The 25,802-nt window shown below is 73.8% G+C and carries 32 protein-coding genes; 24 read left to right on the top strand and 8 right to left on the bottom strand.

Annotated elements, in window-relative coordinates; all coding sequences use genetic code 11:
* Both OG422_RS16685 and OG422_RS16680 read left to right on the top strand, forming a co-directional pair.
* Nucleotides 1-681: a response regulator transcription factor gene (locus tag OG422_RS16685; RefSeq protein ID WP_405743544.1), complete on the top strand. Its 681-nt coding sequence runs from the start codon at nt 1-3 to the stop codon at nt 679-681.
* Nucleotides 678-2,132 carry a sensor histidine kinase gene (locus tag OG422_RS16680; RefSeq protein ID WP_405743543.1) on the top strand — a complete coding sequence of 485 codons (1,455 nt, stop codon included), beginning with the start codon at nt 678-680 and terminating at the stop codon, nt 2,130-2,132. Before OG422_RS16685 ends, OG422_RS16680 begins: the two co-directional genes overlap by 4 nt.
* 474 nt (nt 2,133-2,606) lie before the next feature.
* Here OG422_RS16680 and OG422_RS16675 read toward each other — a convergent pair whose 3' ends face one another.
* Nucleotides 2,607-3,686, bottom strand: coding sequence for a LysR family transcriptional regulator (locus tag OG422_RS16675; RefSeq protein ID WP_405743542.1), 1,080 nt, complete (start codon nt 3,684-3,686; stop codon nt 2,607-2,609).
* Nucleotides 3,687-3,752: 66 nt separating this feature from the next.
* Between OG422_RS16675 and OG422_RS16670 the strand changes: the two genes are divergently transcribed.
* Nucleotides 3,753-5,039, top strand: a complete 1,287-nt coding sequence (locus OG422_RS16670) for an MFS transporter (protein ID WP_405743541.1) — start codon at nt 3,753-3,755, stop codon at nt 5,037-5,039.
* A 59-nt stretch (nt 5,040-5,098) separates the two neighbouring features.
* Here OG422_RS16670 and OG422_RS16665 read toward each other — a convergent pair whose 3' ends face one another.
* A complete protein-coding gene (locus tag OG422_RS16665) occupies nt 5,099-5,899 on the bottom strand; it encodes a RimK family alpha-L-glutamate ligase (RefSeq protein WP_405743540.1) in 801 nt (266 codons plus the stop codon).
* Nucleotides 5,900-6,615: 716 nt separating this feature from the next.
* On the opposite strand from OG422_RS16665, the gene OG422_RS16660 reads away from it, so the two are divergent.
* From OG422_RS16660 to OG422_RS16640, 5 genes are all read left to right on the top strand, one after another.
* Entirely contained in the window at nt 6,616-7,257 is a 642-nt protein-coding gene (locus tag OG422_RS16660; RefSeq protein ID WP_405743539.1) for an Lrp/AsnC family transcriptional regulator, read from the top strand.
* A gap of 387 nt (nt 7,258-7,644) precedes the next feature.
* Nucleotides 7,645-8,418 carry a dimethylargininase gene (ddaH, locus tag OG422_RS16655; protein ID WP_405747828.1) on the top strand — a complete coding sequence of 258 codons (774 nt, stop codon included), beginning with the start codon at nt 7,645-7,647 and terminating at the stop codon, nt 8,416-8,418.
* Complete coding sequence (rocD, locus tag OG422_RS16650; RefSeq protein WP_405743538.1) at nt 8,415-9,653, top strand: ornithine--oxo-acid transaminase; 1,239 nt, start codon at nt 8,415-8,417, stop codon at nt 9,651-9,653. The genes ddaH and rocD overlap by 4 nt, the downstream gene beginning before the upstream one ends.
* A gap of 187 nt (nt 9,654-9,840) precedes the next feature.
* Entirely contained in the window at nt 9,841-10,074 is a 234-nt protein-coding gene (locus OG422_RS16645) for a hypothetical protein (protein WP_143944886.1), read from the top strand.
* Nucleotides 10,075-10,147: 73 nt separating this feature from the next.
* Nucleotides 10,148-11,326, top strand: a complete 1,179-nt coding sequence (locus OG422_RS16640; RefSeq protein ID WP_405743537.1) for a flotillin family protein — start codon at nt 10,148-10,150, stop codon at nt 11,324-11,326.
* A 104-nt stretch (nt 11,327-11,430) separates the two neighbouring features.
* Here OG422_RS16640 and OG422_RS16635 read toward each other — a convergent pair whose 3' ends face one another.
* Nucleotides 11,431-11,907, bottom strand: coding sequence for a MarR family winged helix-turn-helix transcriptional regulator (locus tag OG422_RS16635; protein WP_143944842.1), 477 nt, complete (start codon nt 11,905-11,907; stop codon nt 11,431-11,433).
* A gap of 286 nt (nt 11,908-12,193) precedes the next feature.
* On the opposite strand from OG422_RS16635, the gene OG422_RS16630 reads away from it, so the two are divergent.
* The 4 genes from OG422_RS16630 (at nt 12,194) to OG422_RS16615 (ending at nt 15,092) form a co-directional block, all read left to right on the top strand.
* Nucleotides 12,194-13,420, top strand: a complete 1,227-nt coding sequence (locus tag OG422_RS16630) for a cytochrome P450 (protein ID WP_405743536.1) — start codon at nt 12,194-12,196, stop codon at nt 13,418-13,420.
* A 209-nt stretch (nt 13,421-13,629) separates the two neighbouring features.
* A complete protein-coding gene (locus OG422_RS16625) occupies nt 13,630-13,839 on the top strand; it encodes a ferredoxin (RefSeq protein WP_405743535.1) in 210 nt (69 codons plus the stop codon).
* 58 nt (nt 13,840-13,897) lie between these two features.
* Nucleotides 13,898-14,470, top strand: a complete 573-nt coding sequence (locus OG422_RS16620; RefSeq protein ID WP_405743534.1) for a PadR family transcriptional regulator — start codon at nt 13,898-13,900, stop codon at nt 14,468-14,470.
* Nucleotides 14,471-14,741: 271 nt separating this feature from the next.
* Nucleotides 14,742-15,092: a hypothetical protein gene (locus tag OG422_RS16615; protein ID WP_143944320.1), complete on the top strand. Its 351-nt coding sequence runs from the start codon at nt 14,742-14,744 to the stop codon at nt 15,090-15,092.
* 31 nt (nt 15,093-15,123) lie between these two features.
* Here OG422_RS16615 and OG422_RS16610 read toward each other — a convergent pair whose 3' ends face one another.
* Nucleotides 15,124-16,026: a helix-turn-helix transcriptional regulator gene (locus OG422_RS16610; RefSeq protein WP_405743533.1), complete on the bottom strand. Its 903-nt coding sequence runs from the start codon at nt 16,024-16,026 to the stop codon at nt 15,124-15,126.
* 162 nt (nt 16,027-16,188) lie between these two features.
* Here OG422_RS16610 and OG422_RS16605 point away from each other — a divergent pair, with 162 nt between their 5' ends.
* Entirely contained in the window at nt 16,189-17,244 is a 1,056-nt protein-coding gene (locus OG422_RS16605) for an NAD(P)-dependent alcohol dehydrogenase (protein ID WP_143944322.1), read from the top strand.
* A 76-nt stretch (nt 17,245-17,320) separates the two neighbouring features.
* On the opposite strand, the gene OG422_RS16600 is transcribed toward OG422_RS16605, so the two are convergent.
* From OG422_RS16600 to OG422_RS16590, 3 genes are all read right to left on the bottom strand, one after another.
* A complete protein-coding gene (locus OG422_RS16600; RefSeq protein ID WP_405743532.1) occupies nt 17,321-17,647 on the bottom strand; it encodes a DUF397 domain-containing protein in 327 nt (108 codons plus the stop codon).
* Between the two features lie 148 nt (nt 17,648-17,795).
* Nucleotides 17,796-18,002: a DUF397 domain-containing protein gene (locus tag OG422_RS16595; protein WP_405743531.1), complete on the bottom strand. Its 207-nt coding sequence runs from the start codon at nt 18,000-18,002 to the stop codon at nt 17,796-17,798.
* A complete protein-coding gene (locus OG422_RS16590) occupies nt 17,999-18,832 on the bottom strand; it encodes a Scr1 family TA system antitoxin-like transcriptional regulator (protein ID WP_405743530.1) in 834 nt (277 codons plus the stop codon). The genes OG422_RS16595 and OG422_RS16590 overlap by 4 nt, the downstream gene beginning before the upstream one ends.
* A gap of 106 nt (nt 18,833-18,938) precedes the next feature.
* Here OG422_RS16590 and OG422_RS16585 point away from each other — a divergent pair, with 106 nt between their 5' ends.
* The 8 genes from OG422_RS16585 to OG422_RS16550 all read left to right on the top strand — a co-directional run bounded on the left by OG422_RS16585 (nt 18,939) and on the right by OG422_RS16550 (nt 23,088).
* Nucleotides 18,939-19,196 carry a hypothetical protein gene (locus OG422_RS16585; RefSeq protein WP_405743529.1) on the top strand — a complete coding sequence of 86 codons (258 nt, stop codon included), beginning with the start codon at nt 18,939-18,941 and terminating at the stop codon, nt 19,194-19,196.
* The gene (locus tag OG422_RS16580) at nt 19,193-19,657 is read left to right on the top strand and encodes a hypothetical protein (RefSeq protein ID WP_405743528.1); all 465 of its coding nucleotides are present in this window, start codon (nt 19,193-19,195) and stop codon (nt 19,655-19,657) included. Before OG422_RS16585 ends, OG422_RS16580 begins: the two co-directional genes overlap by 4 nt.
* Before the next feature lie 14 nt (nt 19,658-19,671).
* Nucleotides 19,672-19,857: a hypothetical protein gene (locus tag OG422_RS16575; protein ID WP_405743527.1), complete on the top strand. Its 186-nt coding sequence runs from the start codon at nt 19,672-19,674 to the stop codon at nt 19,855-19,857.
* Between the two features lie 196 nt (nt 19,858-20,053).
* A complete protein-coding gene (locus tag OG422_RS16570; protein ID WP_405743526.1) occupies nt 20,054-20,587 on the top strand; it encodes an LPXTG cell wall anchor domain-containing protein in 534 nt (177 codons plus the stop codon).
* Between the two features lie 26 nt (nt 20,588-20,613).
* A complete protein-coding gene (locus OG422_RS16565) occupies nt 20,614-21,306 on the top strand; it encodes an RNA polymerase sigma factor (protein ID WP_405743525.1) in 693 nt (230 codons plus the stop codon).
* A complete protein-coding gene (locus OG422_RS16560) occupies nt 21,303-21,860 on the top strand; it encodes a hypothetical protein (RefSeq protein WP_405743524.1) in 558 nt (185 codons plus the stop codon). The genes OG422_RS16565 and OG422_RS16560 overlap by 4 nt, the downstream gene beginning before the upstream one ends.
* 172 nt (nt 21,861-22,032) lie before the next feature.
* The gene (locus OG422_RS16555) at nt 22,033-22,329 is read left to right on the top strand and encodes a type II toxin-antitoxin system VapB family antitoxin (RefSeq protein ID WP_052855611.1); all 297 of its coding nucleotides are present in this window, start codon (nt 22,033-22,035) and stop codon (nt 22,327-22,329) included.
* 120 nt (nt 22,330-22,449) lie between these two features.
* Nucleotides 22,450-23,088 (top strand): LytR C-terminal domain-containing protein, encoded by a 639-nt coding sequence (locus tag OG422_RS16550; RefSeq protein WP_405743523.1) that lies wholly within the window; start codon nt 22,450-22,452, stop codon nt 23,086-23,088.
* A gap of 332 nt (nt 23,089-23,420) precedes the next feature.
* On the opposite strand, the gene upp is transcribed toward OG422_RS16550, so the two are convergent.
* Nucleotides 23,421-24,056 (bottom strand): uracil phosphoribosyltransferase, encoded by a 636-nt coding sequence (upp, locus tag OG422_RS16545; RefSeq protein ID WP_143943224.1) that lies wholly within the window; start codon nt 24,054-24,056, stop codon nt 23,421-23,423.
* 95 nt (nt 24,057-24,151) lie between these two features.
* Here upp and OG422_RS16540 point away from each other — a divergent pair, with 95 nt between their 5' ends.
* The 3 genes from OG422_RS16540 (at nt 24,152) to OG422_RS16530 (ending at nt 25,799) form a co-directional block, all read left to right on the top strand.
* Nucleotides 24,152-24,400 carry a hypothetical protein gene (locus OG422_RS16540; protein WP_405743522.1) on the top strand — a complete coding sequence of 83 codons (249 nt, stop codon included), beginning with the start codon at nt 24,152-24,154 and terminating at the stop codon, nt 24,398-24,400.
* 255 nt (nt 24,401-24,655) lie between these two features.
* Nucleotides 24,656-25,189, top strand: a complete 534-nt coding sequence (locus OG422_RS16535) for a hypothetical protein (protein ID WP_405743521.1) — start codon at nt 24,656-24,658, stop codon at nt 25,187-25,189.
* A 76-nt stretch (nt 25,190-25,265) separates the two neighbouring features.
* Nucleotides 25,266-25,799, top strand: coding sequence for a nucleoside deaminase (locus OG422_RS16530; RefSeq protein WP_405743520.1), 534 nt, complete (start codon nt 25,266-25,268; stop codon nt 25,797-25,799).
* Nucleotides 25,800-25,802 lie beyond the last annotated feature (3 nt).

Raw genomic sequence — 25,802 nt, 5'->3', positions numbered from 1 at the left:
ATGAACAGGATTCTGGTGGCCGACGACGAGCCGGAAGTACGGGCCGCCGTCGAGGACGGGCTGAGCGTAGAGGGGTACGAGGTACGAGGGGTCGGCGACGGCCTGGCCGCGCTTTCGGCGGTGGCGTCCTGGCAGCCCGACGCGCTGGTCCTGGACGTGATGATGCCGGTCCTGGACGGGCTCGCGGTGTGCCGCCGGCTGCGCGCGATGGAGGACAGGACCCCGGTCCTGGTCCTCACCGCCCTGGCCTCCGTGAGCGAGCGCGTCGACGGCCTGGACGCGGGCGCCGACGACTATCTGGTGAAGCCGTTCGCGCTGGACGAACTGGTGGCCCGGGTCAGAGCCCTGCTGCGGCGGGCGGCCCCGCCCGCGGCGGAGGGGGCGGAACTGTCCTTCGCGGACCTGACACTGGATCCGGTGGCCCGCACGGGGCGACGAGCGGGCCGCCCGCTGGAGTTCAGCCGCACCGAGGCCGCCCTGCTGGAACTGCTCCTGCGCCACCCGGGCCAGGTGCTCCCCCGCGCGATGATCCTGGAGCTCGTCTGGGGGCAGGACTTCGGGCCGGACTCCAACTCGCTCTCGGTATACGTGAGTTACCTGCGCCGCAAACTGGAGGTGGGCGGCGAACCGCGGCTCGTCCACACGGTGCACGGTCTCGGATACCGGCTGGACGTGGCATGAGCGGGGTGCGCCGGCTGGGCGCCCGGTGGCGGCGTCGGCGCCCGGTGCGTACACGGCTGGCGCTGGCGGCCTCGGCGGCGGTGGCACTGGTCGCGGTCGGGGTGTGCACGGCCGCCTTCTTCGTGATCCGCTACGAGCTGCTGCACCAGCTGGACCTGAATCTGACGCAGTCCGCGACGCGGCTGATCCAGGAGAACCGGGGCGGCGGCCCGCAGGTGCTGGCCGGCGAGTGCCGGTACCTCTCCGCGCCCGCTTGCGCGCAGGTGGTCCCGGCCGCCCCGGCGGCGGACCCGGGCGAGGCGTATCCGCTGCTGCCGGTCTCCGCTCCGGTACGAGAGGTGGCGGCGGGCGACCGGGCCCCGTACTTCAGCAACATCACCCGCTTCGGGCAGCCCCTGCGGATGCTCACGACTCGCTTCGGTGACGGGCGGGCGCTCCAGGTGGCGCTGCGCTCGGACCCGGTGGAGAAGGGCGTCCGGCAGGCTGCCGCACTGCTGGCGGCGGTCGGCGGGGCGGGCGTCCTGCTGGCGGCGGCGCTCGGTTACGGGGTCTCCCGCACCGGCCTGGCACCCGTGGCCCGGCTCACCTCGACCGCCGAGCGGATCGCGGCCACCCGGGACCCGCGCCACCGCATCGAGCTGCCGCCGGGGCTGCCGGGACGCCAGGACGAAGTGACCCGGCTGGCGGCCAGCTTCAATACGATGCTCGGTGAGCTGGAGCAGTCGGTGACCGCCCAGCGCCGGCTGGTCGCGGACGCCTCGCACGAGCTGCGGACCCCGCTGACCGCGCTGCGCACCAACGCGGAGCTGCTGGCCCGGGCCGACCGGCTGACGCCGGCGCAGCGCGACCGGGCGGCGAAGGCGCTGGGCCGGCAGATCCGCGAGGTGACAGGCATGGTGAACGACCTGATCGAGCTGGCCAGGGACGAGGAGCCGCTGCCGCTGCTGGAGGAGGTGCGCATCGCGGACCTGGCCGGGCATGCGGTGACCACGGCCCGAACACACTGGCCGGAGACCCGCTTCCTGCTGGAGATCGCGCCCCCGGCGGCGGAGGTGACCAGGCCCGGCGTGCCCGCCCGCCTGAGTCGGCTGCTGACCAATCTGCTGGACAACGCGGCCAAGTTCAGCCCGCCGGGCGCCCCGGTGGAGATCGGTCTGACCGCGTTCGGGGACGGGCTGGAGGTGACGGTCCGCGACCACGGTCCCGGGATCGCGGCGACGGACCTCCCGTACGTCTTCGACCGCTTCTACCGCGCTGACGCGGCCCGTGCGCTGCCGGGCTCGGGGCTGGGGCTGGCCATGGCCCGGCAGATCGCCCGGGCTCATGGCGCGGACCTGACGGCACGGGCGGCGCCGGGCGGCGGAGCGCTGTTCATACTGACATTCGAAGGTGGGGACCCGCCGGGCGGCGGGGCCCCCCGCGCCCGTCAGAAGCCGGGCGGCTCCGTGTAGGCGCCCCACTCGTCGCGCAGAACCCCGCCCCGGCCGCCTTGAGCTGTTCCTCCCACGCGATGTGCCGCGCGTCGTCGTCCAGCTTCACCCCGTCGGCCATCGCCTGGGGACGACCACCTGGGACACCACGGAACGCTCCCACGTGCCGGTCATCAAGACCGAGCAGGACATCCGCGCGCTGTGCGAGGCCACCGGCGCCGCCTCCGCCGCGCACCTCATCACCCGCGCCCGGCAGCTGAACATCTGGCTATCACCGCAGGCTCCCCCCACCCGTCCACCCCTCCCGCCACCGCGCCGCGGTCTCACCGCCCGCCCTTACCAGGAAGGACCGCCTCCGGGGCAGCCGCTACGGCGCGACCGGCAAGACGGTGTGGACGGAGCAGGCGCTCGAAGGGGCGGAGGGGTGATCCGGCCGGGGACGGCCGGGCCTCGATCGGCCGGGCGTGCGGCCCGGGCGCCGGGCCCCGCGGCAGCTCACCCCGCCGCGCCCGCCCCCACCCCGAAGCACTCCTGCGCCCGCTCCTCCAACAGCGCGATGAAGTCCGCGACGGCGGGCGTCGGCGTACGGGCCGTGACGCGGGTCAGGCCGACGGTGCGGTGCGCGGACGGTTCGCCCATCGGGAGGTCGACGAGGCCGGGGACGGGCACCGGGGACGGTGGCAGCACCGCGACGCCCAGGCCCGCCGCGACGAAGCCGCGGATGGTGGCGATCTCGGCGCCCTCGAACGCCACCCGGGGCGTGAACCCGGCGTCCGCGCAGAGGCCGTTGACCAGGCGGCGCAGGCCGTAGCCCGAGGTGGCCATGACGAAGTCCTCGTCGGCGGCGTCGGTGAGGCGGACCCGTTCGCGCGCGGCCAGGGGGTGACCGGCGGGGACGACCAGCCGGAGCGGTTCGCGGGCGACCGGGACGGTGGTGATGCCCGCCTCGTCGGGCAGCGGTGACGTCAGGCAGAGATCGACCTCCCCGGCCCGCAGCCGCGCCAGCAGCCCCTCGGCGTTGTCCTGCACCAGCTGGAACCGGGCCTGCGGATGCCGCTCCCGGAACCAGCTGACCAGCAGCGGAACGGGCGCGGCGCCGAGCGCGGGCAGGAAGCCGAGGGCGACGGTGCCGGGCACATCCGTGGCGAGCCGCAACTCCTCGCAGCCGGTGGCGATCTCCGCCAGGCCCCGCTGGACTCGGGCGAGGAACGCCCGGCCGTGCCGGGTCAGCCGCAGCCCGCGCCCCTCGCGGTCGAAGAGCGGGGTGCCGACGGCCGCCTCCAGCCGGGCGATGCCGCGGCTGACCGTCGACTGCGGCGCGTCCAACTCGTCGGCGGCGGCCGAGAGATGTTCCAGCCGGGCGACCGCCACGAACCGCACGAGATCCGGGCAGACCGCCGCCAGCGGCCCGGCCGCCCGCAGGCCGGGCAGGCCCCGCAGCCCCGGCAACCCCTTCGGGCCGGGCACGCCCCACGGCTCCCGCGTACCACCGGCCACCGGCGCGGACCGCGGACCGTCGGTGGCCCGCCGCGCCCGCGCCGACGCCCCACCACCCCACTCGCTCATCTGTTCCATATTCGGAACATACCTCGCCGATCCATGCATTGGACGCATCATTTGCCCCGTGCCTACCGTCGCCGGGTGACCGACGCAGCCCCGATACCCGCCGCACACACCCGAGGCACCCCCGGCTTCCGGCGCGCCACCGGTGCGCTCTTCGCGGCCGGGCTGACCACCTTCATGACGCTCTACTGCGTCCAGGCGCTCCTGCCCGCCCTCTCCTTCGACCTGCACCTCTCCCCCGCCGCATCGTCGCTGACCGTCTCCGTCTCGACCGCGTCGATGGCGCTCGCCGTGGTGCCGCTGACCGCGGTCTCCGACGCCTGGAGCCGGACGGGCATGATGACGCTCGCGCTGAGCTGCGCCGCCCTCCTCGGTATCGCCGCCGCCTTCGCCCCCACCTTCCCGGCGCTGCTGGTGATCCGCGTCCTCCAGGGCCTCTCCCTCGCCGGGCTCCAGGCCACCGCGATGTCGTACCTCGCCGAGGAGGTGCACCGCGCGTCGCTGGGCCAGGCGATGGGGCTGTACGTCGCGGGCAACGGCATCGGCGGTATGGCGGGGCGGCTGCTCGCCGACGGGGTGCTGGAGGTGACCGGCAGCTGGCGGTGGGCGATCGGCGCGGTCGGGGTGGCCGCGGCGGTCTGTGCGGTCGTCTTCCGGCTGACCATCCCGGCGTCGGTCCGCTTCGTCCGCCGTGAGCCGCGCCCGCGCGCACTGGCCGCCGGGATCGGCCGGGCGCTGCCGGACAGCGGGCTGCTGCGCCTGTACCTCATCGGCTTCGTCGCGATGGCCGCGTTCGTCACCGTCTACAACTACCTGGGCTTCCGCCTCATCGCGGCGCCGTTCCACCTCTCCCAGACCGCCGCCGGACTGCTCTTCGTGGCGTACGCGGCCGGGTCGTTCTCGTCGGCGGCGGCGGGCCGTCTCGTCGACCGGTTCGGCCGCCCGCGGGTGCTGATCCCGGCGCTGCTGACCACCGTCGCGGGGCTGGTGGTGATGCTCGTACCGCAGCTGGGTGCGGTCGTCCCGGGGCTGGTGGTCTTCACCGTCGGGTTCTTCGCGGCGCACGCGGTGGCCAGCGGCTGGGTCGGCGGCCGGGCCACCGCCCTGGGCGCGCAGGGCGCCGCCGTCTACCTCTTCTTCTATTACATCGGCAGCGCCGTCGGCGGCACGGTCGGCGGCGTCGCCTACTCCGCCGCCGCCTGGCCGGGCGTCACCCTCTACTGCCTCGCCCTGATCGCCCTGGCCCTGATCAGCGCCGTCACGCTGCGGCACCTCCGCCCGGCCGCCGGGCCGGAGCCCGCCGGGGAGCTGGCGGCACCCGGGACGGCCGCGACGACGGAACCGGAGACGGGGCGGGGCGCCTGAGGGAGGCCGCACCACGCGAAGCCGCGCGCCCGTCGAGGGAGGCGAGATGCGGACGGCGTTCAGCCATGGCGGGCGCGGGCGTCAGCGGTCGCACTTGAGGGGCGCGTGCCGGTCGTCGCCGGTCCACGAGCCGCGCGCCCCGGCGCCCGCACCGCCCGCGCCCCCGCCGCCGCCCGCAGCGTCAGCGCCGCCAATGCCTCCGGGGCACCCGCCTGGCCGCGGACACCAGGGAAGGCGTTGATGTCAACGATGACCGGGGTGCCGTCGCCCGCGTCCAGGAGGTCGACTCCGTAGACGTCGAGGGCGAAGACCTCACCGACCCGGTGCACCAACTCGGCCCAACCGGCGGGCAGTTCAGCCAGATCGACGGTGGTGGTGCCACCACGGCCGCCAGGTGCCAGCTCGGAGCGGCGGACGGCGGCGAAGAGCTGCCCGTCGATCGCCCACAGCTTGTGGTCCCAGCCGCCGTTCGGCGTGAACTCCTGGACGACGACGGGCTCATCGGGCCAGGCCGCGGCGAGCGCACGCAGGTCGGCGGCGGTATCGGCGCGGGCGACGAGGTCACCGCGGCGGCTGCGGCGGCTCTTGACGACCAGCGGGACGGACGGCTCCCCGGCCGCCGCCAGCGGCCCGAGCCGGTCCAGTGTCCGGGTCGCCGCGAACGGCAGCCCCGCCGCCCGCGCCACCGCCGCCATCTCCGTACGGTCCTGGCACAACGCGGTCGCCGCCGCGGAGTTGACCACCGCGGCGCCGCCCTTCGCCAGCCGCGCGGCGAGCGCCAGCGCACGGGGCGTGTGCGCCTTGAGGAGGTAGACGTCGGCGGCGGGCACCCCGGCCGCCACCGGGACCTCGCCGTTCACCTTCGCCCCCTCCGACGCCCCCGGCCTCGCGCCCCCCTCGTCCGGTACGAGTACGGGTGCGGGGACAGGTACCGGCGCGGGCGCGGGTACGGGCGCGGGGACAGGTACGGGTACGGCCTCCGCATCCGGGTCGTACGCCACCACCGTGCCCCGCTCGGCCAACAACGCCGACGCCGCCACCAACAACGGATGGCCCGGCTTATCCGTGAGCAGACAGACCCTCACCGGGCACCCCCTACGGGCGCGGGCCCAGCCACCCGCCGCCACCTCCACAACCGGCCCGGCCGGACAGCCTCCCCCCGGCGGCGCCCCGCGCCCGATCCCCGCACCGCACCCCACGGCATGCCGTCACACCGCACCCGCCCCGCCACCCGCAAGCCCCGCCCCATCCCGCACCTCATCCCTCCGAAACCCGCCGCCCCACCGCGCGCCGGCCCGTCTCCTCGTCCTCACACATCCACGCCGCGGAACGTACAGGAAGCCTTCCTGCACGAAGCCGCCCGCGCAGAGCCCGGAAGGCCGCACGCCGCGGAATGCACAGGAAGCTTCCCTGTACGAATCCCCCGCGCAGGGCTCCGGCCCGTACGGCCCCACCCCGCAGAACCCGGACGACCGCACCCCACACAACGCACAGGAACCCTCCCTGCACGAAGCCGCCCCGCAGGGCCCCGCCCCCTCTCGATACCGTGCCCCGACACCACCCACCGGGAGGCCCCGTGACCAGCAAGCCCACAAGAAACGGCACACCCCAAGACACCACCCACGCCACCGCACACGGCAGCACACGCGACACCACACACGGCACCACCACGAGCGCAAGGAAGCCCCCAGGCGCCACCCCCCGCCCCGCCTCCTTCGACGAGCTCGACCGCAAGATCGTCGCCGCCCTCATCGACAACGCCCGCACCAGCTTCGCGGAGATCGGTACGGCGATCGGCCTCTCCGCCACCGCGGTCAAGCGGCGCGTCGACCGGCTCCGTGACGCCGAGGTGATCACCGGGTTCACCGCGACCGTGCGGCCCTCGGCGCTGGGCTGGCTGACCGAGGCGTATGTCGAGGTGTACTGCGACAGCGCCGCGCCGCCCCGGCGGCTGGCCGAGGTGGTCCGCAACCACCCCGAGATCGCCGCCGCGATGACCGTCACCGGCGCCGCCGACGCGCTGCTGCACGTCCGGGCCACCGACGTCGCGCACTTCGAGGAGGTGCTGGAGCGGATCCGCGACGAACCCTTCATCCGGAAGACGATCAGCTACCTCGTGCTGTCCCATCTGCTGCCCGACTCCCCGGAGGCGGGCGCCCGGCAGGCCGCCCCCGACGAGCCTCCGACCGGCGCAACGATCCTGCCCCGAGGAGCCTGATCACGCAGCGATACTGCGTCCTCGCGCAGCATGTTCGGCTTGTCGTGTGTGACGGGCGCTCCCTACCGTGGAGACGTATCCGGCAGTCCCGCGGCCGCCCGCCGCGGGCCGACCGGTCGTGCCCCGTAGGAAGCGGAGGTTCCTGCCGTGCCGACGAGTCATGCGCCCGCCCCGAAGAGCCACGAGCCCGCACCACCCGACCCCGCCACCGGAACGGCCGTGGCGGCGTACCCCACCGGCCCCACCGGCACCGGCCCCACCGGCACCGGCCCCGCCAGCCCCCTCGGCCCGGCCGGTGGCACCACGCTGCCCGGTGGCACCACGCTGCGCGCCACCGTGGACGCGCTCCCCGCCCCCCGCCGCGCCGCCCGCCCGCGCCGCTTCCTGATGTGCCCGCCCGCGCACTTCGACGTCCGCTACGCCATCAACCCCTGGATGAGCGGCGACGCGCCCGTCGACTCCGTGCGCGCCGCCCGGCAGTGGGAGGCGCTGGCCGCCGCCTACCGGGCACACGGCCACACCGTCGAGACCGTGGCGCCCGAACCGGACCTGCCCGACATGGTCTTCGCCGCCAACGCGGCGCTCTGCCTGCACGGCAAGGTCTTCGGCTCGTCGTTCCACGCCCCGGAGCGCCGCCCGGAGTCCGCCGCGTACGAGAAGTGGTTCGCGGCGGACGGCCACACGGTGCGCCGCCCGGAGTCGTCGTGCGAGGGCGAGGGCGATCTGGTGCCGGTCGGCGGCCTGATCCTCGCCGGTACGGGCTTCCGCACCAGCCGCGCGGCGCACGCCGAGCTCCAGGAGTTCTTCGGCGTTCCGGCCATCGCCCTGCACCTGACCGACCCGTACTTCTACCACCTCGACACCGCGCTGTTCGCCCTCGACGACGAGAACGTCGCGTACCACCCGGAGGCGTTCTCGGCGGGCAGCCGTCAGGTGCTGGAGCGGCTGTTCCCGCGGGCGGTGCACGCCACCCGCGACGACGCGATGGCCTTCGGCCTCAACTCCGTCTCCGACGGCCGTCATGTCTTCGTCGCCCCGCAGGCCACCGGGCTCATCGACCGGCTGGCCCAGGAGGGCTATGTCCCCGTCCCCGTCGACCTGTCGGAGTTCCACAAGGCCGGCGGCGGCATCAAGTGCTGCACCCAGGAGATCCGCTCATGACCGCTCCCGCACAGACCGGCCCCGCGTCCGGTGCCGCCCCCTCTTCGGCGTCCGTCATCGCCGCCGAGACGCCCGTCCTCGCCCACAACTACCACCCGCTGCCGGTGGTCGTGGCGCGCGCGGAGGACGTCTGGGTCGAGGACGTCGAGGGCCGCCGGTACCTCGACATGCTGGCCGGCTATTCCGCCCTCAACTTCGGCCACCGCCACCCGGCGCTGACCGCGGCCGCCCACCGCCAGCTCGACGCGCTGACGCTGACGTCCCGCGCCTTCCACCACGACAAGCTCGCCGGGTTCGCCGCCGGGCTGGCCCGCCTCACCGGCCTGGACATGGTCCTGCCGATGAACACCGGCGCCGAGGCGGTGGAGAGCGGCATCAAACTGGCCCGCAAGTGGGCGTACGAGGTCAAGGGCGTCCCGGCGGACCAAGCGACGATCGTGGTGGCCGCGGACAACTTCCACGGCCGCACCACCACCCTCATCAGCTTCTCCACCGACCCGGTCGCCCGCGACGGCTTCGGCCCGTTCACGCCGGGCTTCCGCATCGTCCCGTACAACGACCTCCCCGCCCTCGAAGCGGCGATCGACGAGACCACCGCCGCCGTGCTGATCGAGCCGATCCAGGGCGAGGCGGGCGTCGTGATCCCCGACGACGGCTACCTCACCGGCGTCCGTGAGGCGACCCGCCGCGCCGGGTGCCTCTTCATCGCCGACGAGATCCAGTCCGGCCTCGGCCGCACGGGCCGCACCCTCGCCGTCGACCACGAGGGCGTCGTCCCCGACGTGCTGCTGCTGGGCAAGGCGCTCGGCGGCGGCATCGTCCCGGTCTCCGCCGTCGTCGCCCGCCACGACGTGATGGAGGTGTTGCGCCCCGGCGAACACGGCTCGACGTTCGGCGGCAACCCGCTGGCCGCCGCGGTCGGTTCGGCCGTCGTGGACCTGCTGGCCACCGGCGAGTACCAGCGCCGCGCCGCGGAACTGGGCGAGGTGCTGCGCGCGGGGCTGTCCGCCCTCACCGGCCGCGGCGTCGTCGCGTTCCGCTCCCGCGGCCTGTGGGCGGGCATCGACATCGACCCGTCCCTCGGCACCGGCCGCCACATCAGCGAACTCCTCATGGCCGAAGGCATCCTCGTCAAGGACACCCACGGCTCCACCATCCGCCTCGCCCCACCCCTGACGATCACGCGGGAGGACCTGGAGGGGGCGCTGGCGTCGCTGGGGAAGGTGCTGGGTTAACCCCGGTTCGTACGAACGGACGCGGCCCGGCGGGTGACATCCGCCGGGCCGTACGGCTGTGGCGCCCCGCCCCTCCCACGTCACAGTCAGGTAATGCCCGCCCCGCCCCCCGCTCCCCCATGGGTGAACCCCCTGGCCGGAGGCTAAGGTCGGCAGCAGGACCACCAAGGCGAGGGGGAAGCCGTCGATGGCGCGGGACGAGGCCGTGATCGGCTGTACCGGGGTGCTGCTCATCGGCACCCGGGGCGAGGCCGGTCCCGGCGAGGTCCAGGTGCGGGTCAGGGGCGGGTCCGAGACGTTTCTGGCCTGGTCGGCGGAGCCGCTGGCGACCGGCACGGAGGTGCTGGTGATCGCCTCGCGCGGCACCCGGCAGGTGGACGTCCTCGCCTGGTCCGATCCGTTGGACGCGCTGAACGGTTAGGGGGCCTTTGTTCGCGTGCGCCACGCGCCGCGAACCACCCCCGGGCCGGCAGCGCCGGTTGAGGAGACGAGAGATGTTCGGTTACCGCGTACCGGCCCCGGATGAGGCCATGTTGATCTCGGGCGGCCGTCGGGGGCACGGCGACGCCCCGTTCCGCGTGGTGATCGGCCACGGCAAGTTCGTGCTGCCGGTCTTCCGCAAGACCCGGTTCCTGACGTTGGCGATGTGCGAGTCGGAGGTCGCGGAGACCTGCGTGACGAAGCAGGGCATCGCGCTGACCGTGCGCGCCGTGATCGCGTTCAAGGTCGGCAACGACACCGAGTCGATCGTCAACGCCGGACAGCGCTTCCTGTCCGACCAGGACCAGATGTCCGTGCTGACCGGGCGGATCTTCGCCGGTCATCTGCGGTCCATCATCGGCTCGATGACCGTCGAGGAGATCGTCACCGAACGGCAGAAACTCGCCACCGAGGTGCTGGAGACCTCCAAGACGGAGATGGCGAAGATCGGCCTGATCGTCGACTCGTTGCAGATCCAGTCGATCGACGACGGCGAGACCGGCTACATCGAGGCGATGTCCTCGCCGCACAAGGCCGCCATCCAGCGGCAGGCGCAGATCGCGCAGGCGCGGGCCACCCAGGCGTCGGCCGAGGCGCAGCAGGAGGCGGCGCGGAACCAGGCCGAGTACTCACGGCAGACGGCGGTGGTCCAGGCGCAGTACAACGCCGAGGTCGACCGGGTGCAGGCACAGGCCGCGCAGGCGGGCCCGCTGGCCGATGCCCACGCCCAGCAGGAGGTGCTGGCCGCCCGTACGGAGCTGGCCGAGCGGGCCGCTTCGCTGCGCCAGCAGGAGCTGGTCGCGGAGGTCGTCAAGCCCGCCGAGGCGGAGGCCGAGCGGATCCGGCTGCTGGCGCTGGCCGATGCGGAGCGGATGAAGATCCAGGCGGCGGCGGCGGCGTCGTACGACCGGGTGGCGCTGGACCGGATGCTGATCGACCAGCTGCCGCAGATCGTCAAGGAGGCATCGGCGGGCCTGTCCGGCGCCAACGTCAACGTCCTCAACGGCGCGGACGGCCTGGGCGAGATCGCCGCCGGTCTGGTCGGCCAGGGCCTGACCATCCTCGACTCGGTCCGCCGCAACCTGGGCGCGTCCGACGCCACCGGGGAGCCGGCCGGGGACGCCGGGTCCCGGAAGGGCGCGTCGGCCGACTCCCGCCGCCCGAAGGAGGACGGGCGGATCGGGATCGAGTAGCCGCCGACCGGCCCCGTTCGGCCCCGTCCGGCCCCGTACGACGGGGCTGGGCGGGGCCGCGCCGCGTACGGGGCCCGTACGGGAACGGGCCCCGCCGAGGCCCCTCACCCCTCCCCCGCCTCCCGCTCCCGCACATGCTCCGTGAGCCGGTTCAGCAGCTCGGCCGTGATCGCCACATCGCGGGCGTCGAAGCCTTCGAGGGCCCGGTGGAGGGTGAGTTGGCGGGCGTCCTGGAGGCGACCGAGGACGGTGCGGCCGTGGGGGGTGATGGCGACCTGGCGGGCCCGCCGGTCGCGCGGGTCCGGGGTGCGTTCGACGAGGCGTTCCGCCGCCAGCCGGCCGATCTGGCGGGTGACATGGGACGGCTCGACCATCAGATGCTCGGCCAGATCGCCGACCCGGCTGACGCCCCCGACGCCCTCCAGCGCCATCAGCAGCCACAGGTCCGACCGCCGGGCCGAGACCCCGGCCCGCTCCGCGAGGCGTTCGTGCGCCTGCGAGCGGGTGAGCAGGTAGGACAGCGTGACCAGCGCCCGTTGCAGCGCGACGATGGGCTCCTGGTCCGGCACGGGCTCCGACATGCAGGAACCCTAACCGTCCCCCGCCAACGGCCCCTTACAGAACGGGAATCGGCCACCGCCGAAGCGGCCGGAACACACCCTTACGCCCCCGCCGCGGGAGAGTTAGCGTGACCTAATAGTTGCTTTAGTCAGGTAACAGTCGAGCCAGGTAAGAGCCGAGCCAGGTAACTCACGTCAGAGAACAGTCGGCAGCCGGATACCGGTCACCCGGTACCGCCCGCGTGCCGACGGCATCACCCGCACCGTTCACCGCGGCGCCCCGCGCCCGAACGTGGAAGGACCCGCCATGACGACCGCACCGCACACCGACCCCGCAACCACCGCACCGCACCCCGTCGCCGTCCCCGCCACCCGCGCGCCCGGCTGCCCCTTCGACCCGGCGCCCGCCGTCGACCGCGCCCGCGAGGAGGCGCCGGTCGTGCGAGCCACCCTGTGGGACGGCTCGCCCGTCTGGCTGGTCACCCGGTACCAGGACGTCCGGGACGTACTGAGCGACCCGCGGTTCAGCGCCGACGCCAGGCGCCCCGGATTCCCCTTCCTCACCGCCGGTACCCGGGTGCTCGCCGAGGACCGTTCGTTCAGCTTCATCCGCAAGGACGATCCGGAGCACGCCCGGCTGCGCCGCATGCTGACCGCCGACTTCATGATCAAAAAGGTGGAGGCGATGCGGCCGCAGGTGCAGGAGATCGCCGACGGTCTCCTTGACCGGATGACCGACGGCCGCACCTCCGCCGACCTCGTCACGGAGTTCGCCCTGCCGCTGCCGTCCCTGGTGATCTGCCTGCTGCTCGGCGTCCCGTACGAGGACCACGCCTTCTTCCAGGACCGCAGCCGCGTCCTGCTCGCCCTCCGCTCCACCGTCGAGGAGGTCCGCGCCTCACAGAACGAACTCCTCGACTACCTGGAACGGTTGGCGGCGAAGAAGCGCCGGGAGCCGGACGACGGGATCATCAGCCGACTGGTCGCGCGCGGCGAACTCTCCGACAAGGACATCGCCGGGATGGGCCGGCTGCTGCTGATCGCCGGGCACGAGACCACCGCGAACATGACGGCCCTCGGCACCCTCGCGCTGCTGCGCAACCCGTCCCAACTGGAGCGGCTGCGCGCCGAACCCTCCCTGATCAAGGGCGCGGTGGAGGAGTTGCTGCGCTATCTGACGATCATTCACAACGGTGTGCCCCGCGCCGCCACCGAGGACGTCACGGTCGGCGGGACCACCATCCGGGCGGGCGAGGGCGTGCTCTGCACCCTGAACGCCGCCAACCGCGACGAGGCCGTCTTCCCCGGTGGCGACTCCCTCGACGTGACCCGGGACGCCCGCCGCCATGTCGCGTTCGGCTTCGGCATCCACCAGTGCCTGGGCCAGCCGCTGGCCCGGGTGGAGATGCAGATCGCCCTGGAGACGCTGCTGCGCCGCCTGCCGGACCTGCACCTCACGGTCCCCTTCGAGGAGGTCCCGTTCCGCCACGACATGGGCATCTACGGTGTCCACGCCCTCCCGGTCGGCTGGTGACCGGTCCCCCTCCCCCGCACCGGCCTCCCGCACCGGCCACCCCACCCGTCCCGGCCGAGGCCCCATACCCCGCCAACCACGCGACCGCGTACGGTACTTCGGCTCGTCGTACCACCGATCCACCCACCGGCGCGGCGGCCGGTCCCAGACGCCGCGCCACCACCGGCACCGGGCGGCCCGCCGCCCGGCCCCACCCGAGGAGCAACGTCATGCGAGTCACCGTCGACCAGGACAAGTGCTGCGGCGCCGGTAGCTGTGTGCTGTCCGCACCGGACGTCTTCGACCAGCGCGACGAGGACGGCATCGTGGTCCTCCTCGACGCCCTGCCGCCCGCCGCGCTGCACGAGGCGGTCCGCGAGGCCGCCGCCGTCTGCCCCGCGGCCGCCATCGCCCTGGAGGAGGCCACCGAACGCGTCTGACCGGGCGGGGCGGGCCGCACGGCCTCGGCCCGCCCCGCCGCATCCGAGAGGAGTCGCGATGACCCTGCGGCACGCCGTGCTCGCCGCGCTGCTGGACGGGGAGTGCAGCGGCTATGAGCTGGCCAAGGAGTTCGACGCCCGCGTGGCCAACTTCTGGTACGCCCGCCCGCAGCAGCTCTACACCGAACTGTCCGGGCTGGAGCGGGACGGGCTGGTCACCGGCCGCCAGGTGGTGCAGGAGATGCGCCCCAACAAGCGGCTGTTCACGGTCACCGAGGCGGGCATCGGCGAGCTCCAGCGGTTCGCCGCCGCCACCGTCCGGCCGTCGTTCCTCCGCGACGACCTGCTGGTCAAGGTGCAGGCCGTGGACCGGCTCCCGGCCGCCCCGGTGATCGCCCAGCTCACCGAGCGGGCCCGGATCGCCGACGGGCGGACCGAGATCTTCGGCCGGGTCCTGGAGCGGCTCCGCGGCGACCTCGACGAGGCCACCTTCCTCGTCCGCTCCACCCGCATCGGCCCGTATCTGACCTGCCTGCGCGGCCTCACCTTCGAACGCGAGACCCGCGCCTGGTGCGACCGGATCGCGGCGGTACTGCGCAGCCGGGAGACGGCGGCGCGGCCGGTGACGTGACGGTGGAACGACGGCGCCCCACCGCGCAGTTGGGGCGCCGCCGCCGTACGAGCTGCCGGGCCGCCTCCGTACGAGCTGCCAGGCCCGCCGCCGTACGGGCCGCCGGGCGCCCTCGCCCCACCGGCCGGGCCCGCCCCCGTACGGCCTTCCGCCCCCCGCACTCCTTCGTGTGACGCGCCCCGGGGACGCACATCACGCTGTACGGGATGGGCAGTTCCTCCCGGCACGCGTCCCGCTACGGGGCGCGTTTCGTTCCTGGAAGGAAACACCCATGCGCCTTCGCCACACCGTGGCCGCCGCTCTCGGTGCCCTCGCGCTCGCCGTCGCCCTGCCCGCCTCGTCCGCCCAGGCGGCGACCGGCTCGTTCACGTACCTCATCGACGCCCAGGACGGCGCCGTACACGTAGGGACCCTGGCAGATCCGCCGAGCGGCGTCTGCATGACGCTGCCCGAGGTGGCGCAGGACTGGGTGGCGCCCGCGCACACCCCGCGCAACGACACCGGCGACTTCGTGACGGCGTTCACCGGGCCGGGCTGCGACGGCGACTCCTTCACCCTCCGCCCGGACGGCGGCCACGCCACCGAGCGGCTGAAGCTCCGCTCGGTGCTCTTCTTCCACTAGGGGCGACTCCTGGGGGCGACGCCGGGAGCCGCTAAGGCCGCGCCTGCGTGTCGTCCCCGGTCCGCGCCCCGGTCTCCTCCCCCTCCGGCCGGGGCCGGGCCGGTTCCAGCGTCCAGGAGGCCAGCAGCCGCAACGACTGCGCGGACGGTGAGCCGGGCTCCGCGTGGTAGGCGATCAGATGCTGTCCGGGGTCGGCGGGCAGGCTCAGCGTCTCGTACGCGAGGGTCAGCCGGCCGACCAGCGGATGCCGCAGCGCCTTCGTGCCGAACCCCTTGTCCTGGACGTCGTGCGCGGCCCACAGCCGCCGGAAGTCGTCGCTCTTGAGGGAGAGTTCACCGATCAGCGAAGCGAGCGCCGGATCGTCCGGGTTGCGTCCGGCGTCCCGCCGCAGATAGCCGACGACGTCGGCGGCCTTGGCCTCCCAGTTCTCGTACAGCGCGCGGGCCGCCGGGTCCAGGAAGACCTGCCAGGCGAGGTTGCGCTCCTTGCGCGGCTGCGCGGGGAAGTCGCCGAGCAGCGCGCAGGCCAGCCGGTTCCAGGCGATGATGTCGAGCCGCCGCCCGATGACGTACGCGGGCACCGCCTCCATCGTGTCCAGCAGCTGCTGGAAGGCGGGCCGTACCCGCTGCGGGCGGACGGCCGGGCGGGCCCGGCGCGGCACCGGGCGGGCGAGATGGGCGAGGTGGTCGCGCTCCGCGCCGGTCAGCCGCAGCGCGTCGCCGATCGCGTCCAGCACCGCGGCGGAGACGTTGCCGACCCGGCCCTGCTCCAGCCGGATGTAGTACGCGACGCTGACCCCGGCCAGCTGCGCCAGCTCCTCACGCCGCAGCCCGGGCACCCGCCGCCTGCCGTACGCGGGCAGCCCGACGTCCGCCGGCCGCAGCCGGGCCCGCCGCGAGCGCAGGAACTCGCTCAATTCGGTGCGCTGGTCCATACCGAAAGTATGCGCAATCAGGGCGGGACCGGGAAAAGCGTCCGGCGCCCGGTGGGTGGTCCCGGGCGCGCTCCCTGGGTGGTCCTCCCGTTGGTAGGAACGCCGGTCATACGTTGCAGGGGGCACTGGCTACGGTCCGCCGGCCCTTGCATCCTCGGGAACATGACCCACACCTCTGTCGCCGCGTACGCCGCACCCGCCCCGAAGGCACCGCTGGAGCGGACCACCATCCCGCGCCGCGAGCTGGGTGCCCACGACATCCTGATCGACATCAAGTTCGCCGGTATCTGCCACTCCGACATCCACACCGCCCGCGCCGAATGGGGTGAGGGCGGCCACTTCCCGCTCGTCCCCGGCCACGAGATCGCCGGTGTCGTCGCCGCGACCGGCTCCGCCGTCTCCCGCTACGCGGTGGGCGACCGCGTCGGCGTCGGCTGCTTCGTCGACTCCTGCCGCGAGTGCGACAACTGCCGCGCCGGGATCGAGCAGTACTGCACCGGTGAGCTGGGCAACGTCGGCACGTACAACGCCGTCGGGCGGGACGGCGAGCCCACCCAGGGCGGCTACTCCACCCACCTCGTGGTGGACGAGAACTACGCCCTGCGCATCCCGGAGAGCATCCCGCTGGACGCCGCGGCGCCGCTGCTGTGCGCCGGGATCACGGTCTACTCGCCGCTGGCCCACTGGCAGGCGGGCCCCGGCAAGAAGGTCGCCGTGGTCGGTCTCGGCGGTCTCGGCCACATGGGCGTCAAGATCGCGCACGCGATGGGCGCCGAGGTGACGGTGCTCAGCCAGTCGCTGCGCAAGAAGGACGACGGTCTGCGCTTCGGCGCCGACGCGTACCACGCGACCTCGGACCCGGCCACGTTCGAGGCGCTGGCCGGCACCTTCGACCTGATCATCAACACGGTCTCCGCCGACCTCGACCTCAACGCGTACCTCTCGCTGCTGCGCACCGACGGCACCCTCGTCCAGCTGGGCGCCCCGGAGAAGCCGCTGACCGTCGCACCGTTCGCGCTGATCGGCGGGCGCCGGTCGTTCGCCGGTTCGCTGATCGGCGGCATCCGCGAGACGCAGGAGATGCTCGACTTCTGCGGTGAGCACTCCATAGCCGCCGACATCGAGCTGATCAGCGCCGACCGCATCAACGAGGCGTACGAGCGCGTCCTCGCCAGCGATGTGCGCTACCGCTTCGTGATCGACACGTCGACGATCTGACGCGGACGGCACGGAAGCCCCGCCCGGCCCCCGCACGGGAGGCTCGGGCGGGGCTTTCGTCGCACGCCGGACCAGCTCAGGCCCGGAACGCGTCCGCCTTCACGCCCGCGACGAAGGACGCGAAGGCGGTGGCGGGGACGCTCAGCCGCGGGCCGTCCGGGTCCTTGGAGTCCCGGACGGGGACCACACCGCGCGAGGCGACGAGGACAGCGGCCACCTCGATGCAGTTGCCGCCGTTGTCGCTGTGCGAGGACTTGAACCAACGGTCGGCGGCGATCTCGATGCAGTCGCCGCCGTTGTCGCTGTACGAGGACTTGAACCAACGGTCGGCGGCGATCTCGATGCAGTTGCCGCCGTTGTTGCTGTACGAGGACTTGAACCAGCGGGGGGATTCGGTCGTCACGGCATACCCTTTCGCAGCTTGTCAGCACGCTCATGGTTCGGTCCGAGGGTAGGACCGGGACGGCGGCGCCGCGAGAGGGCCGGACGAAAGCCCCGCCCGGCCTCCAACGCGGAGGAACGGACGGGGCTTTCACCGTACGCGGACCAGCTCAGGCGCAGAACTCGTCCGCCTTCACGCCCGCCACGAAGGACGCGAAGGCGGTGGCGGGAACGCTCAGCGCCGGGCCGTGCGGGTCCTTCGAGTCACGGACGGGCACGACGCCACGCGAGGCGACGAGGTTGGCGGCGACCTCGATGCAGTCGCCGCCGTTGTTGCTGTACGAGGACTTGTACCAGCGGGGGGATTCGGTCGTCACGGGGTGCCCTTTCTCAACTGGCTGATCATGGCCACGGTCTCCGCCTGGGAGAGCGCTTGGGCCTGTAGCTGATGGTAGGTCGTCAGGACGGGCATGACGGAAGTTGGTTCGCGGTCGAAGAACCCTTGGGCCTGAGACTCCGCGTAGTACATGACGGACCGGTCGGACATCGTCAGCAGGTTCACCGGCAGGTCGAACGGTCGGTGCTCTCCTATCACAAAAGGCGCCACCTGGAGAACGGTGTTGGGCCAGTTGGCGAACTCCATCAGCCGGTCGAGCTGCGGCTCCATGACCTCATCGCCGCCGACCCATCGCCGAATGCAGCTCTCGTCCATCACCACCATCACCATGGGCGGGCGGGACCGCTCCAGCGCGGCCTGACGCTCCGCGAGGAAGTCGACTCGTTCGAGGGCCTGCTCGGGCGAGATCGCGCCTCGGCGCACGGCGCTCTCCGCCAACACCCTTGCGTATTCCGGTGTCTGTACCAGTCCAGGGATGATTCCGATCTGGTACAGCCGCAGCTCCACCGCCCGCCCCTCGTACCCCACGTACTCCGGGAAGCCCTCCAGCAGCGAGCCCTGCCGGAGTTCGCGCCACTGGCGGTCGAAGGTGTCCGCGCCCTCCAGGCCGAATGCCCTGTCCGCGCTACGCGAAAAGCGCAGAGTAGGAGGCTTCCGCGCAGTTTCCACGGCCGAGATGTGCACGCTGGAATAGCCCATCAGCTCGGCCAGATGATCCTGTGTCCAGCCACGCGCCTCCCGCATGCTGCGCAGACGGGCGCCGTAAGCCGCCCTGAGCGAGGCGTCCGGGTGCAACTCCTTGATGTTCAAGGGCTTTCACTGACCTTTCGTCCTCTTCCGGCAGGTTGAACGCCCTTCCGACTCTAGGTCACGCTGCATCTCCCTGGTAGTGGAATGACTACAGAGAGGAACCATCGTGTCTGTCGAACGCGGGTCCGAGGAACGCGATCAGGTCCCTTACCGCCCGGCACTCGGTGAACTCGTCGGGGACGCCGACCGCCGATGCCTCGGCGTCGTCAAGGGGGAGTTGTGCGGGGCGTGGTCCCTGCGGTCGGTGACGGGCGGCGTGGAGTGGATCGCCGACGCCGCGCACATCCGCCGCGCGTCCCGCGCCGAGCATCTGATCGCCGGGATCGCCCTGGTCAACGCGCGCAGCCGGGGGGAGATCCTGTGACCGGCTACCTCGCCGAAGTACGCCTCGAAAAGCGGACGTCGGGACCCAGCGGCGGGGCCGCGCACACCGTCGGGGCACTGTGGACCGTCTCCCCCGTGCTGGCCGTGCGGTGGCTGCGCGGGCAGGCGCTGCGTCTGGCGGAACGGGTCGAGCCCGAGCCGGTGCGGTCGCCGTGGGCATGGCTGACGCGCGGGGCGGCGGACCGCGACGTACCGGACCACGCCGCGAAGGTGCGGGCGTGGGCATGGGACGCGAGCGAGGAACGGGCCGCGCGGGAGCACATCAAGCGCGGGCACGCCCTGTTCGTCACCGTCCCGGACGCCGACCGCACCCACACGCTGAGCATCTGGCCCGGCCAGCCGCCCGGCGACGCGGGCCAGGCACCACCGGAGCCGTTCCACCACCGCATCGGCGGGCTCCGCCACCCGCTCCACGTCCTCGCCGAAGACCCGTGGAGGTAGCCGTGGAGGCAGCCATGGACAGCCTTCCTGCGCACGGGGACGCTCCCCGTACACCGCCCCGCTCCGGCACCGTCGGCGAGGACGTCCTGCGCGTCCACGCACTCGTCGGCACCGACGACCCGCGCCCCCAATGCGGCGCCGGAGAAGGCCAGCCCGTCGACGAATGGCTGCGGGCGGTCAACTGCCCGGACTGCCGGTAGCGGGCGGGCGGCGCGTGCCGCGGGCGACCGGCCCCGACCCCGGCCCCAGCGCTCCCGGCACGGCCGCGCGCACCACGATTTCCCCTCCTCCGAAAAAAACTTTCCCGCCCCCGGCAACCCCCGCCCCCGCCGCACGTCGTGAGGGGTGAGGGCGCCACCGGGCGCCGCCCATCGACTCGACCGTGGAGCAGTACCCGTGAACCTCTTCCGCACCGCCCCCACGCAGTCCCCCGCCGCCACGCGCCGCCGGATACGTGGCGCCGCCACCGCCGGGCTGCTGGCCGCCTGCGCGCTCACCGCCCTGTCCACGGCCGGTTCCGCGTACGCCGACGACACCGACTCCGCGCGGACCGCCCGCCCCGAGCCCAGCGTCAGCGCGCCGAGCGACCACCGGCCCACCGCCGTGCCCACGATGCCCGGCCGCGGCGAGGCGTCGCCCTCGACCGGCCGCGACGCGACGCAGCGGCCGTCCGTGGAGCCCACCCAGCCCCCCGGTCACCGCTCGTCCGCCGAGCCGCGCCCCGTCCCGAGCGTGAGCCGCCCCGGTGACGCGGGACGCGGCGCCGACTCGACCCCCGCGCCCGCCACCGGCAGGGACGCATCCGGCAAGGACGAACTCGCCCACACCGGTGCCTCCGAGACCACCACCCTCCTCATGGGCGCGGGTGCCGCCGCCCTGCTCGTCGCCGGTGGTGGCACCCTGTACGCGGTCCGCCGCAACCGGGCCTGACGCTCCCTCCCCGGCACCAGGAACCGATGGAAACCCTCGTACTCCCGCTCGCCCCGGCAGGGTTCGCCCTGCCGGGGCCGCGGCATTCCCGGTGGCAGTGGCTGCGCCGCGCCGCCCGTACGGCGACCCGCGCCGCCCGGCCCGCGTCCGCCACCCGGCCCGCCGGCCCGGCCGCCCCCGCGGGTGCCCCGGCCTCCGCCACCCCGTCCGCGTACGGGACGGGGATGCCGGAGCGGCCGTCGATCGGCGAGCTGTACCACGCGCACCGGCTGGCGATGGTGCGCCTCGCGGTGCTGCTGGTCGACGACCGGGCCAGCGCCGAGGACGTCGTCCAGGACGCGTTCACCGCGCTCTGCCGCCGCCACGGCGAACGCCTCGACGAGGTCGACAACGCCCTCGCCTATCTGCGCACCGCCGTCGTCAACGCCGCCCGCTCGGTCCTGCGGCGGCGCCGCAGCGCCCGTAACTACACCCCGCCGCACGAGGTCGACGCCCCGTCCGCCGAGGAACGGATCGTCCTCGACGAGGAGCACCGCGAGGTCCTGGCCGCACTCGGCAAGCTCACCGCCCGCCGCCGCGAGGTCCTCGTCCTGCGGTACTGGGGCAACCTGTCCGAGGCGGAGATCGCCCGCACCCTCGGCATCAGCCGGGGCGCGGTGAAGTCCCTCGCCAGCCGCGCCCTGGACGCGCTGGAGAAAATCCTGAAGGAGCGGTCATGAGCACCGGCGACCACCACCGGACCGCCCGCCCCTCTTCCGACGGCCCCGAGCGGCCCGTCGAGGACCGGCTGCGCGCCGCCCTCGCCGCCCGCGCCGCCACCGTCGAACCCCGCGATCTGCGCCCCGCGGCCCCGCCCCGGGCGGCCCGCCGCACCTCGTGGCTGCGCGGCGCCCCCTGGAGACGGTTCGCGCTGCCCCTCGCCGCCGCGGCCGCCGCCGCTGCCATCGGCTACGCGGTGTTCGCCCCCGGCACCACACCGCCGCGCCCCCTGCCCGCCACCCCGCCCCACCCGCTGCCCAGCCCCACACAGGACGGCCGCCCGATCCCGTCCCCGTCGGCCCCGGACAGCCACGAGCCGCCCGGCCCGACCCGTACGCGGACGCCGGACGGCCGCACCGTGTCGCCCAGCGATCGCCCGCCGGGCGACGCGGAGAACTGGACCCCGAGCGTCGACGGCCGGGCCTCGCACAACCGGGGCAGGCCGTCCGGAACGCCGTCGTCCACGCCGACGTCCCGCCCGTCGGAGTCCTCGGCGGCGGGACAGCGGCCGTAGGACGGGCCGCGGCGGCGGGCCCTCCGGACGGGCGGGCCCCCTCCCCGGCCCGCCCGCCGCACCCCGGCGCACGCCCCCGCGCGCGGGTTCCCTGAGTGCCGCGCCGGGCCCGGAGTGGCCGATACCCGTGGCACGGCTGGGCCCGCGGCCGCTCGCCCGGTAGGCTTTCCGTGTGATCTTCAAGCGCATCGGAAATGGGCGTCCGTACCCCGACCACGGCCGGGAGAGCACCCGCCAGTGGGCGGATGTCGCCCCGCGCCCGGTACGCCTCGACCAGTTGGTGACGACCAAACAGCAACTGGACCTGGAAACCCTCCTCGCCGAGGACTCGACGTTCTACGGCGACCTCTTCGCGCACGTCGTGAAGTGGCAGGGCGACCTCTACCTGGAGGACGGCCTGCACCGCGCCGTCCGCGCCGCGCTCCAGCAGCGCCAGGTGCTCCACGCCCGCGTCCTGGAAATGGGCTGACGCCCGCCGCCCGGACCGTTCCGCCGTCCGTACGGATCGGTTGCCCCTTTCGGGTCGCCTCACCGGCCATGGATTGATCATCTAGTAGGCACGCCTCCTGGGCGGCACTACGCTGCGGCCATGAGCATGCTGACGCCCCCAGGCATGGGCGGTAAGAAGTACCGCGTGACGGGCGACAGGCATCCCCGGATGCGCCGCCCCCGCCACCGCCGCCGGATCGTCCTCGCCGCCGCCGCGGGGATCTGCGCCCTCGGCCTGGTGGGCTGGGGCACCCTCCAGCTCATCGACGTCTTCGGCGGCACCTCGGGCAAGGCCCAGGCCGCAGAGAAGGGCACGGACGCCAAGCAGAAGTGCGCGACCGCCACGCCCACCCGGCCCGCCGCGGCCAAGCCGCCCGCGCCGTCCGACATCACCGTCAACGTCCTCAACGCCACCCCGCGCGGCGGGCTCGCCAAGCGCACCGCCGACGAGCTGGAGAAGCGCGGCTTCGACATCGGCAAGGTCGGCAACGCCCCCGCCGCCTACGACAAGAAGGTCAAGAACAACGGTGTGCTGCTCGGCCCGTCCGGCGCCGACGGCCCGCTGAAGGTCCTCGCCACCCAACTCGCCGGGACCCGCCAGGAGACCGACGGCCGCAAGGACCGCTCCGTCGACCTGATCATCGGCGACACGTTCCAGGACCTGACGAAGGCGAAGGACGCCGAGAAGGCCCTGGCCGCCCTCGCCCACCCGCCGCGCCCCAAGGCTCCCGCCTGCTGACCGCCCCGTAAGGGGTGTCTTCCCGATCTCCGCGGGGCCGTGACGCCTGGCACCGCCTGATCCACGAAGAGCGGAAAGACACCCCTAAGGGCTGTCCCGTAATCCTTGGTGGATCAGCGCACGGCGTCAGATGCGGTGCATCGCAAGGCGGAGGGACGTCCGGATACTGGGTGTATCCGGACGTTCCGACAACGCGGCGAGGTGCCGTAGCTGTCGTCGCGCGCCCGCCAAGGATTACGGGACAGCCCTTAGGCATGCCGCGGGCCCCCGCCGGAAACCGGCAGGGGCCCAGAACGTTTCGGGCGGGCACCCGGGACGGGCGGCCCGCGGTGTCAGCCGGCGGTGCCGTACATCCGGTCGCCCGCGTCACCCAGGCCCGGCACGATGTACCGGTCGTCGTTGAGCCGCTCGTCGACGGCGGCGGTGACCACCGTCACCGGCGCACCGGCCAGCTCCCGCTCCATGACGGCGACGCCCTCCGGCGCGGCCAGCAGGCAGATCGCGGTGACGTCGTCCGCGCCGCGGTTGATCAGCTCGCGGATCGCCGCGACCAGCGTGCCGCCGGTGGCGAGCATCGGGTCGACGACGTAGACCTGCCGGCCGGAGAGGTCGTCCGGCATCCGCGTGGCGTAGGTGTGCGCCTCGTAGGTCTCCTCGTTACGGACCATGCCCATGAAGCCGACCTCGGCGGTGGGCAGCAGCCGCACCATGCCGTCCAGCATGCCGAGACCGGCGCGCAGGATCGGGACGACCATCGGCCGCGGGTGCGACAGCCGGACGCCGGTGGTCGTCGTCACCGGGGTCTCGATGTCGACCTGCTCGGTCCGTACATCGCGGGTCGCCTCGTACGCGAGCAGAGTGACCAGCTCGTCGGCGAGCCGCCGGAACGTGGGGGAATCGGTGCGCTTGTCGCGCAGTGTGGTGAGTTTGTGCGCCACCAGCGGGTGGTCGACGACGTGGATCCGCATCCCTCGACAGTAACCGAGAGTGCGGGCGGAGGCGTCCGCCCGGCCCCCGGACGCACTGGCGCGACCGCCCCGGGGCGCGGGAGAGTGGGCCCCAGATGCCTGTCCGTCCGGCCCGCCCGGGCCGGTCCCCGCCCGAGGCGGTGTGCCGCGTGTCCGACCCCCAGCACCCCGACGGGCCCGGCGCCGCGCCCGGCCCGGAGAGCGACGCGGCGCGCCGTCGGCGCCGCGACCGGTTCCTGCGCGAACTGCACGAGGCCAAGGCGCTGCGGGAGCGGGTCCAGCCGCGCCGCGCCCGGGCGGCCCGGATGCGGCAAGCGCTACGGAGGCGCACATTCCGCTGGTAGGCGGCCCGTACGGGTCCGGAGCCCGGCGCCCGTCGGGAGGGCGCGACCCGCCGCCGTCCGCGCCCGGAACATCCCGCTTTCCGGCGCCGCCACTCCGGCACGCGAGCGACTTCTCCGACAACCTCCGCACGACGCAGCGCCGAAGACCCCCCGCGGACGCGTTGTTTCTGCCACGATTCCGACGGGGGCGGGACCAGTGGCGCATCCGCGCCGCCCCGCCCGGCCCGGCAGCCCAAGACCAGTGGGAGAGTCACGGTGTACTTCGCCGCACTGCTCGCGCGCACCGAAGACGGGTGGGAAGCGAGCGATACGGAGCTCGACAATGTGGAGACCCTGACCGATCTGGCCGATCTGGCCCGAGAGGCGGCGGTGGACGACGACACGGTGGTCGTGTACATCGAGCAGGAGGGCGCCTGGTTCGGCGTCATCCGCGTGGACGGCGAGGACGACCCGCGCGTCTTCGTCTCCCACGCCGCCGCCGCCGCACGAAGTTCGTACGGCGCCATGCTCACCGACGAACTGCTCGGTTCCGACGACGACGGCGCGTCCGACCTCGACAGCCTCGACCTCGACGGCACCGAGGACGGCGAACCCGACCCGGACCCGGACGACAACGACCTGAGCGACGCGGCCACCTCCGGCCCCGTCCCCCCCGGCCCCCTGGGCGACGTCGAACTCCTCACGGACCTGGGCGTGGGGCCGGAGGGCCTGCTGGTGCTCGACACGGATGCGTTGGCTCAGATCGCCGATGCGCTGGGGTGCACGGATGTGTTGGAGGCGGTGCGCTGAGGGGCGGCCGTACACGCCCCGGGCCCACCCGGGGCACCGGGTCCCGCCCCGTGGCACCGTCCCCGACACTGGGACCATGACCGTGTCACCCCCCGCTCCCCCGCCCGCCGCCGTGCCCGATCCGCTGCGGGATCCCTGGACCGGACCGATGCGGCGGGCGCTGGCGGAAGCCGCGCTCGCCCCGGCGACCGGTGATGTCCCCGTCGGCGCCGTCGTCCTCGCCGCCGACGGCACGGTCCTGGGCACCGGCCACAACGCGCGCGAGGCGACCGGCGATCCGACGGCGCACGCCGAGGTCCTCGCACTCCGCGCCGCCGCCGAGGCACTGGGCGCGGGCGCCGGACCCGCCGACCGCCGCCCCGGCGACTGGCGGCTGACCGGCTGCACCCTCGTCGTCACGCTGGAACCCTGCACGATGTGCGCCGGCGCGATCGTCCTCTCCCGCGTCGACCGCGTCGTCTACGGCGCGTACGACGCGAAGGCGGGCGCGGTCGGCTCCCTCTGGGACGTGGTCCGCGACCGCCGGATCAACCACCGCCCCGAGGTCATCACCGGCGTCCTGGAGCCCGACTGCGCCGCCGCCCTCACCGCCTTCTTCCGCTCCCGCTGACCG

Origin of the sequence: Streptomyces sp. NBC_01525 (assembly GCF_045040405.1) — a bacterium.
Classification (GTDB): Bacteria; Actinomycetota; Actinomycetes; order Streptomycetales; family Streptomycetaceae; genus Streptomyces; species Streptomyces benahoarensis.
The sequence above is the reverse complement of the archived record's forward strand: the minus strand, read 5'-3'. Positions and strand labels throughout refer to the sequence as shown.

Excerpts from the sequence above, each read along its gene's own strand:
- OG422_RS16685 (WP_405743544.1), top strand. The coding sequence starts at position 1 with ATGAACAGGATTCTGGTGGCCGACGACGAGCCGGAAGTACGGGCCGCC.
- OG422_RS16680 (WP_405743543.1), top strand. The coding sequence starts at position 678 with ATGAGCGGGGTGCGCCGGCTGGGCGCCCGGTGGCGGCGTCGGCGCCCG.
- OG422_RS16675 (WP_405743542.1), bottom strand. The coding sequence starts at position 3,686 with ATGGAACAGATGAGCGAGTGGGGTGGTGGGGCGTCGGCGCGGGCGCGG.
- ddaH (WP_405747828.1), top strand. The coding sequence starts at position 7,645 with ATGTGCCCGCCCGCGCACTTCGACGTCCGCTACGCCATCAACCCCTGG.
- rocD (WP_405743538.1), top strand. The coding sequence starts at position 8,415 with ATGACCGCTCCCGCACAGACCGGCCCCGCGTCCGGTGCCGCCCCCTCT.
- OG422_RS16645 (WP_143944886.1), top strand. The coding sequence starts at position 9,841 with ATGGCGCGGGACGAGGCCGTGATCGGCTGTACCGGGGTGCTGCTCATC.
- OG422_RS16640 (WP_405743537.1), top strand. The coding sequence starts at position 10,148 with ATGTTCGGTTACCGCGTACCGGCCCCGGATGAGGCCATGTTGATCTCG.
- OG422_RS16635 (WP_143944842.1), bottom strand. The coding sequence starts at position 11,907 with ATGTCGGAGCCCGTGCCGGACCAGGAGCCCATCGTCGCGCTGCAACGG.
- OG422_RS16630 (WP_405743536.1), top strand. The coding sequence starts at position 12,194 with ATGACGACCGCACCGCACACCGACCCCGCAACCACCGCACCGCACCCC.
- OG422_RS16625 (WP_405743535.1), top strand. The coding sequence starts at position 13,630 with ATGCGAGTCACCGTCGACCAGGACAAGTGCTGCGGCGCCGGTAGCTGT.
- OG422_RS16620 (WP_405743534.1), top strand. The coding sequence starts at position 13,898 with ATGACCCTGCGGCACGCCGTGCTCGCCGCGCTGCTGGACGGGGAGTGC.
- OG422_RS16615 (WP_143944320.1), top strand. The coding sequence starts at position 14,742 with ATGCGCCTTCGCCACACCGTGGCCGCCGCTCTCGGTGCCCTCGCGCTC.
- OG422_RS16610 (WP_405743533.1), bottom strand. The coding sequence starts at position 16,026 with ATGGACCAGCGCACCGAATTGAGCGAGTTCCTGCGCTCGCGGCGGGCC.
- OG422_RS16605 (WP_143944322.1), top strand. The coding sequence starts at position 16,189 with ATGACCCACACCTCTGTCGCCGCGTACGCCGCACCCGCCCCGAAGGCA.
- OG422_RS16575 (WP_405743527.1), top strand. The coding sequence starts at position 19,672 with ATGGACAGCCTTCCTGCGCACGGGGACGCTCCCCGTACACCGCCCCGC.
- OG422_RS16565 (WP_405743525.1), top strand. The coding sequence starts at position 20,614 with ATGGAAACCCTCGTACTCCCGCTCGCCCCGGCAGGGTTCGCCCTGCCG.
- OG422_RS16560 (WP_405743524.1), top strand. The coding sequence starts at position 21,303 with ATGAGCACCGGCGACCACCACCGGACCGCCCGCCCCTCTTCCGACGGC.
- OG422_RS16550 (WP_405743523.1), top strand. The coding sequence starts at position 22,450 with ATGAGCATGCTGACGCCCCCAGGCATGGGCGGTAAGAAGTACCGCGTG.
- upp (WP_143943224.1), bottom strand. The coding sequence starts at position 24,056 with ATGCGGATCCACGTCGTCGACCACCCGCTGGTGGCGCACAAACTCACC.
- OG422_RS16540 (WP_405743522.1), top strand. The coding sequence starts at position 24,152 with ATGCCTGTCCGTCCGGCCCGCCCGGGCCGGTCCCCGCCCGAGGCGGTG.
- OG422_RS16530 (WP_405743520.1), top strand. The coding sequence starts at position 25,266 with ATGACCGTGTCACCCCCCGCTCCCCCGCCCGCCGCCGTGCCCGATCCG.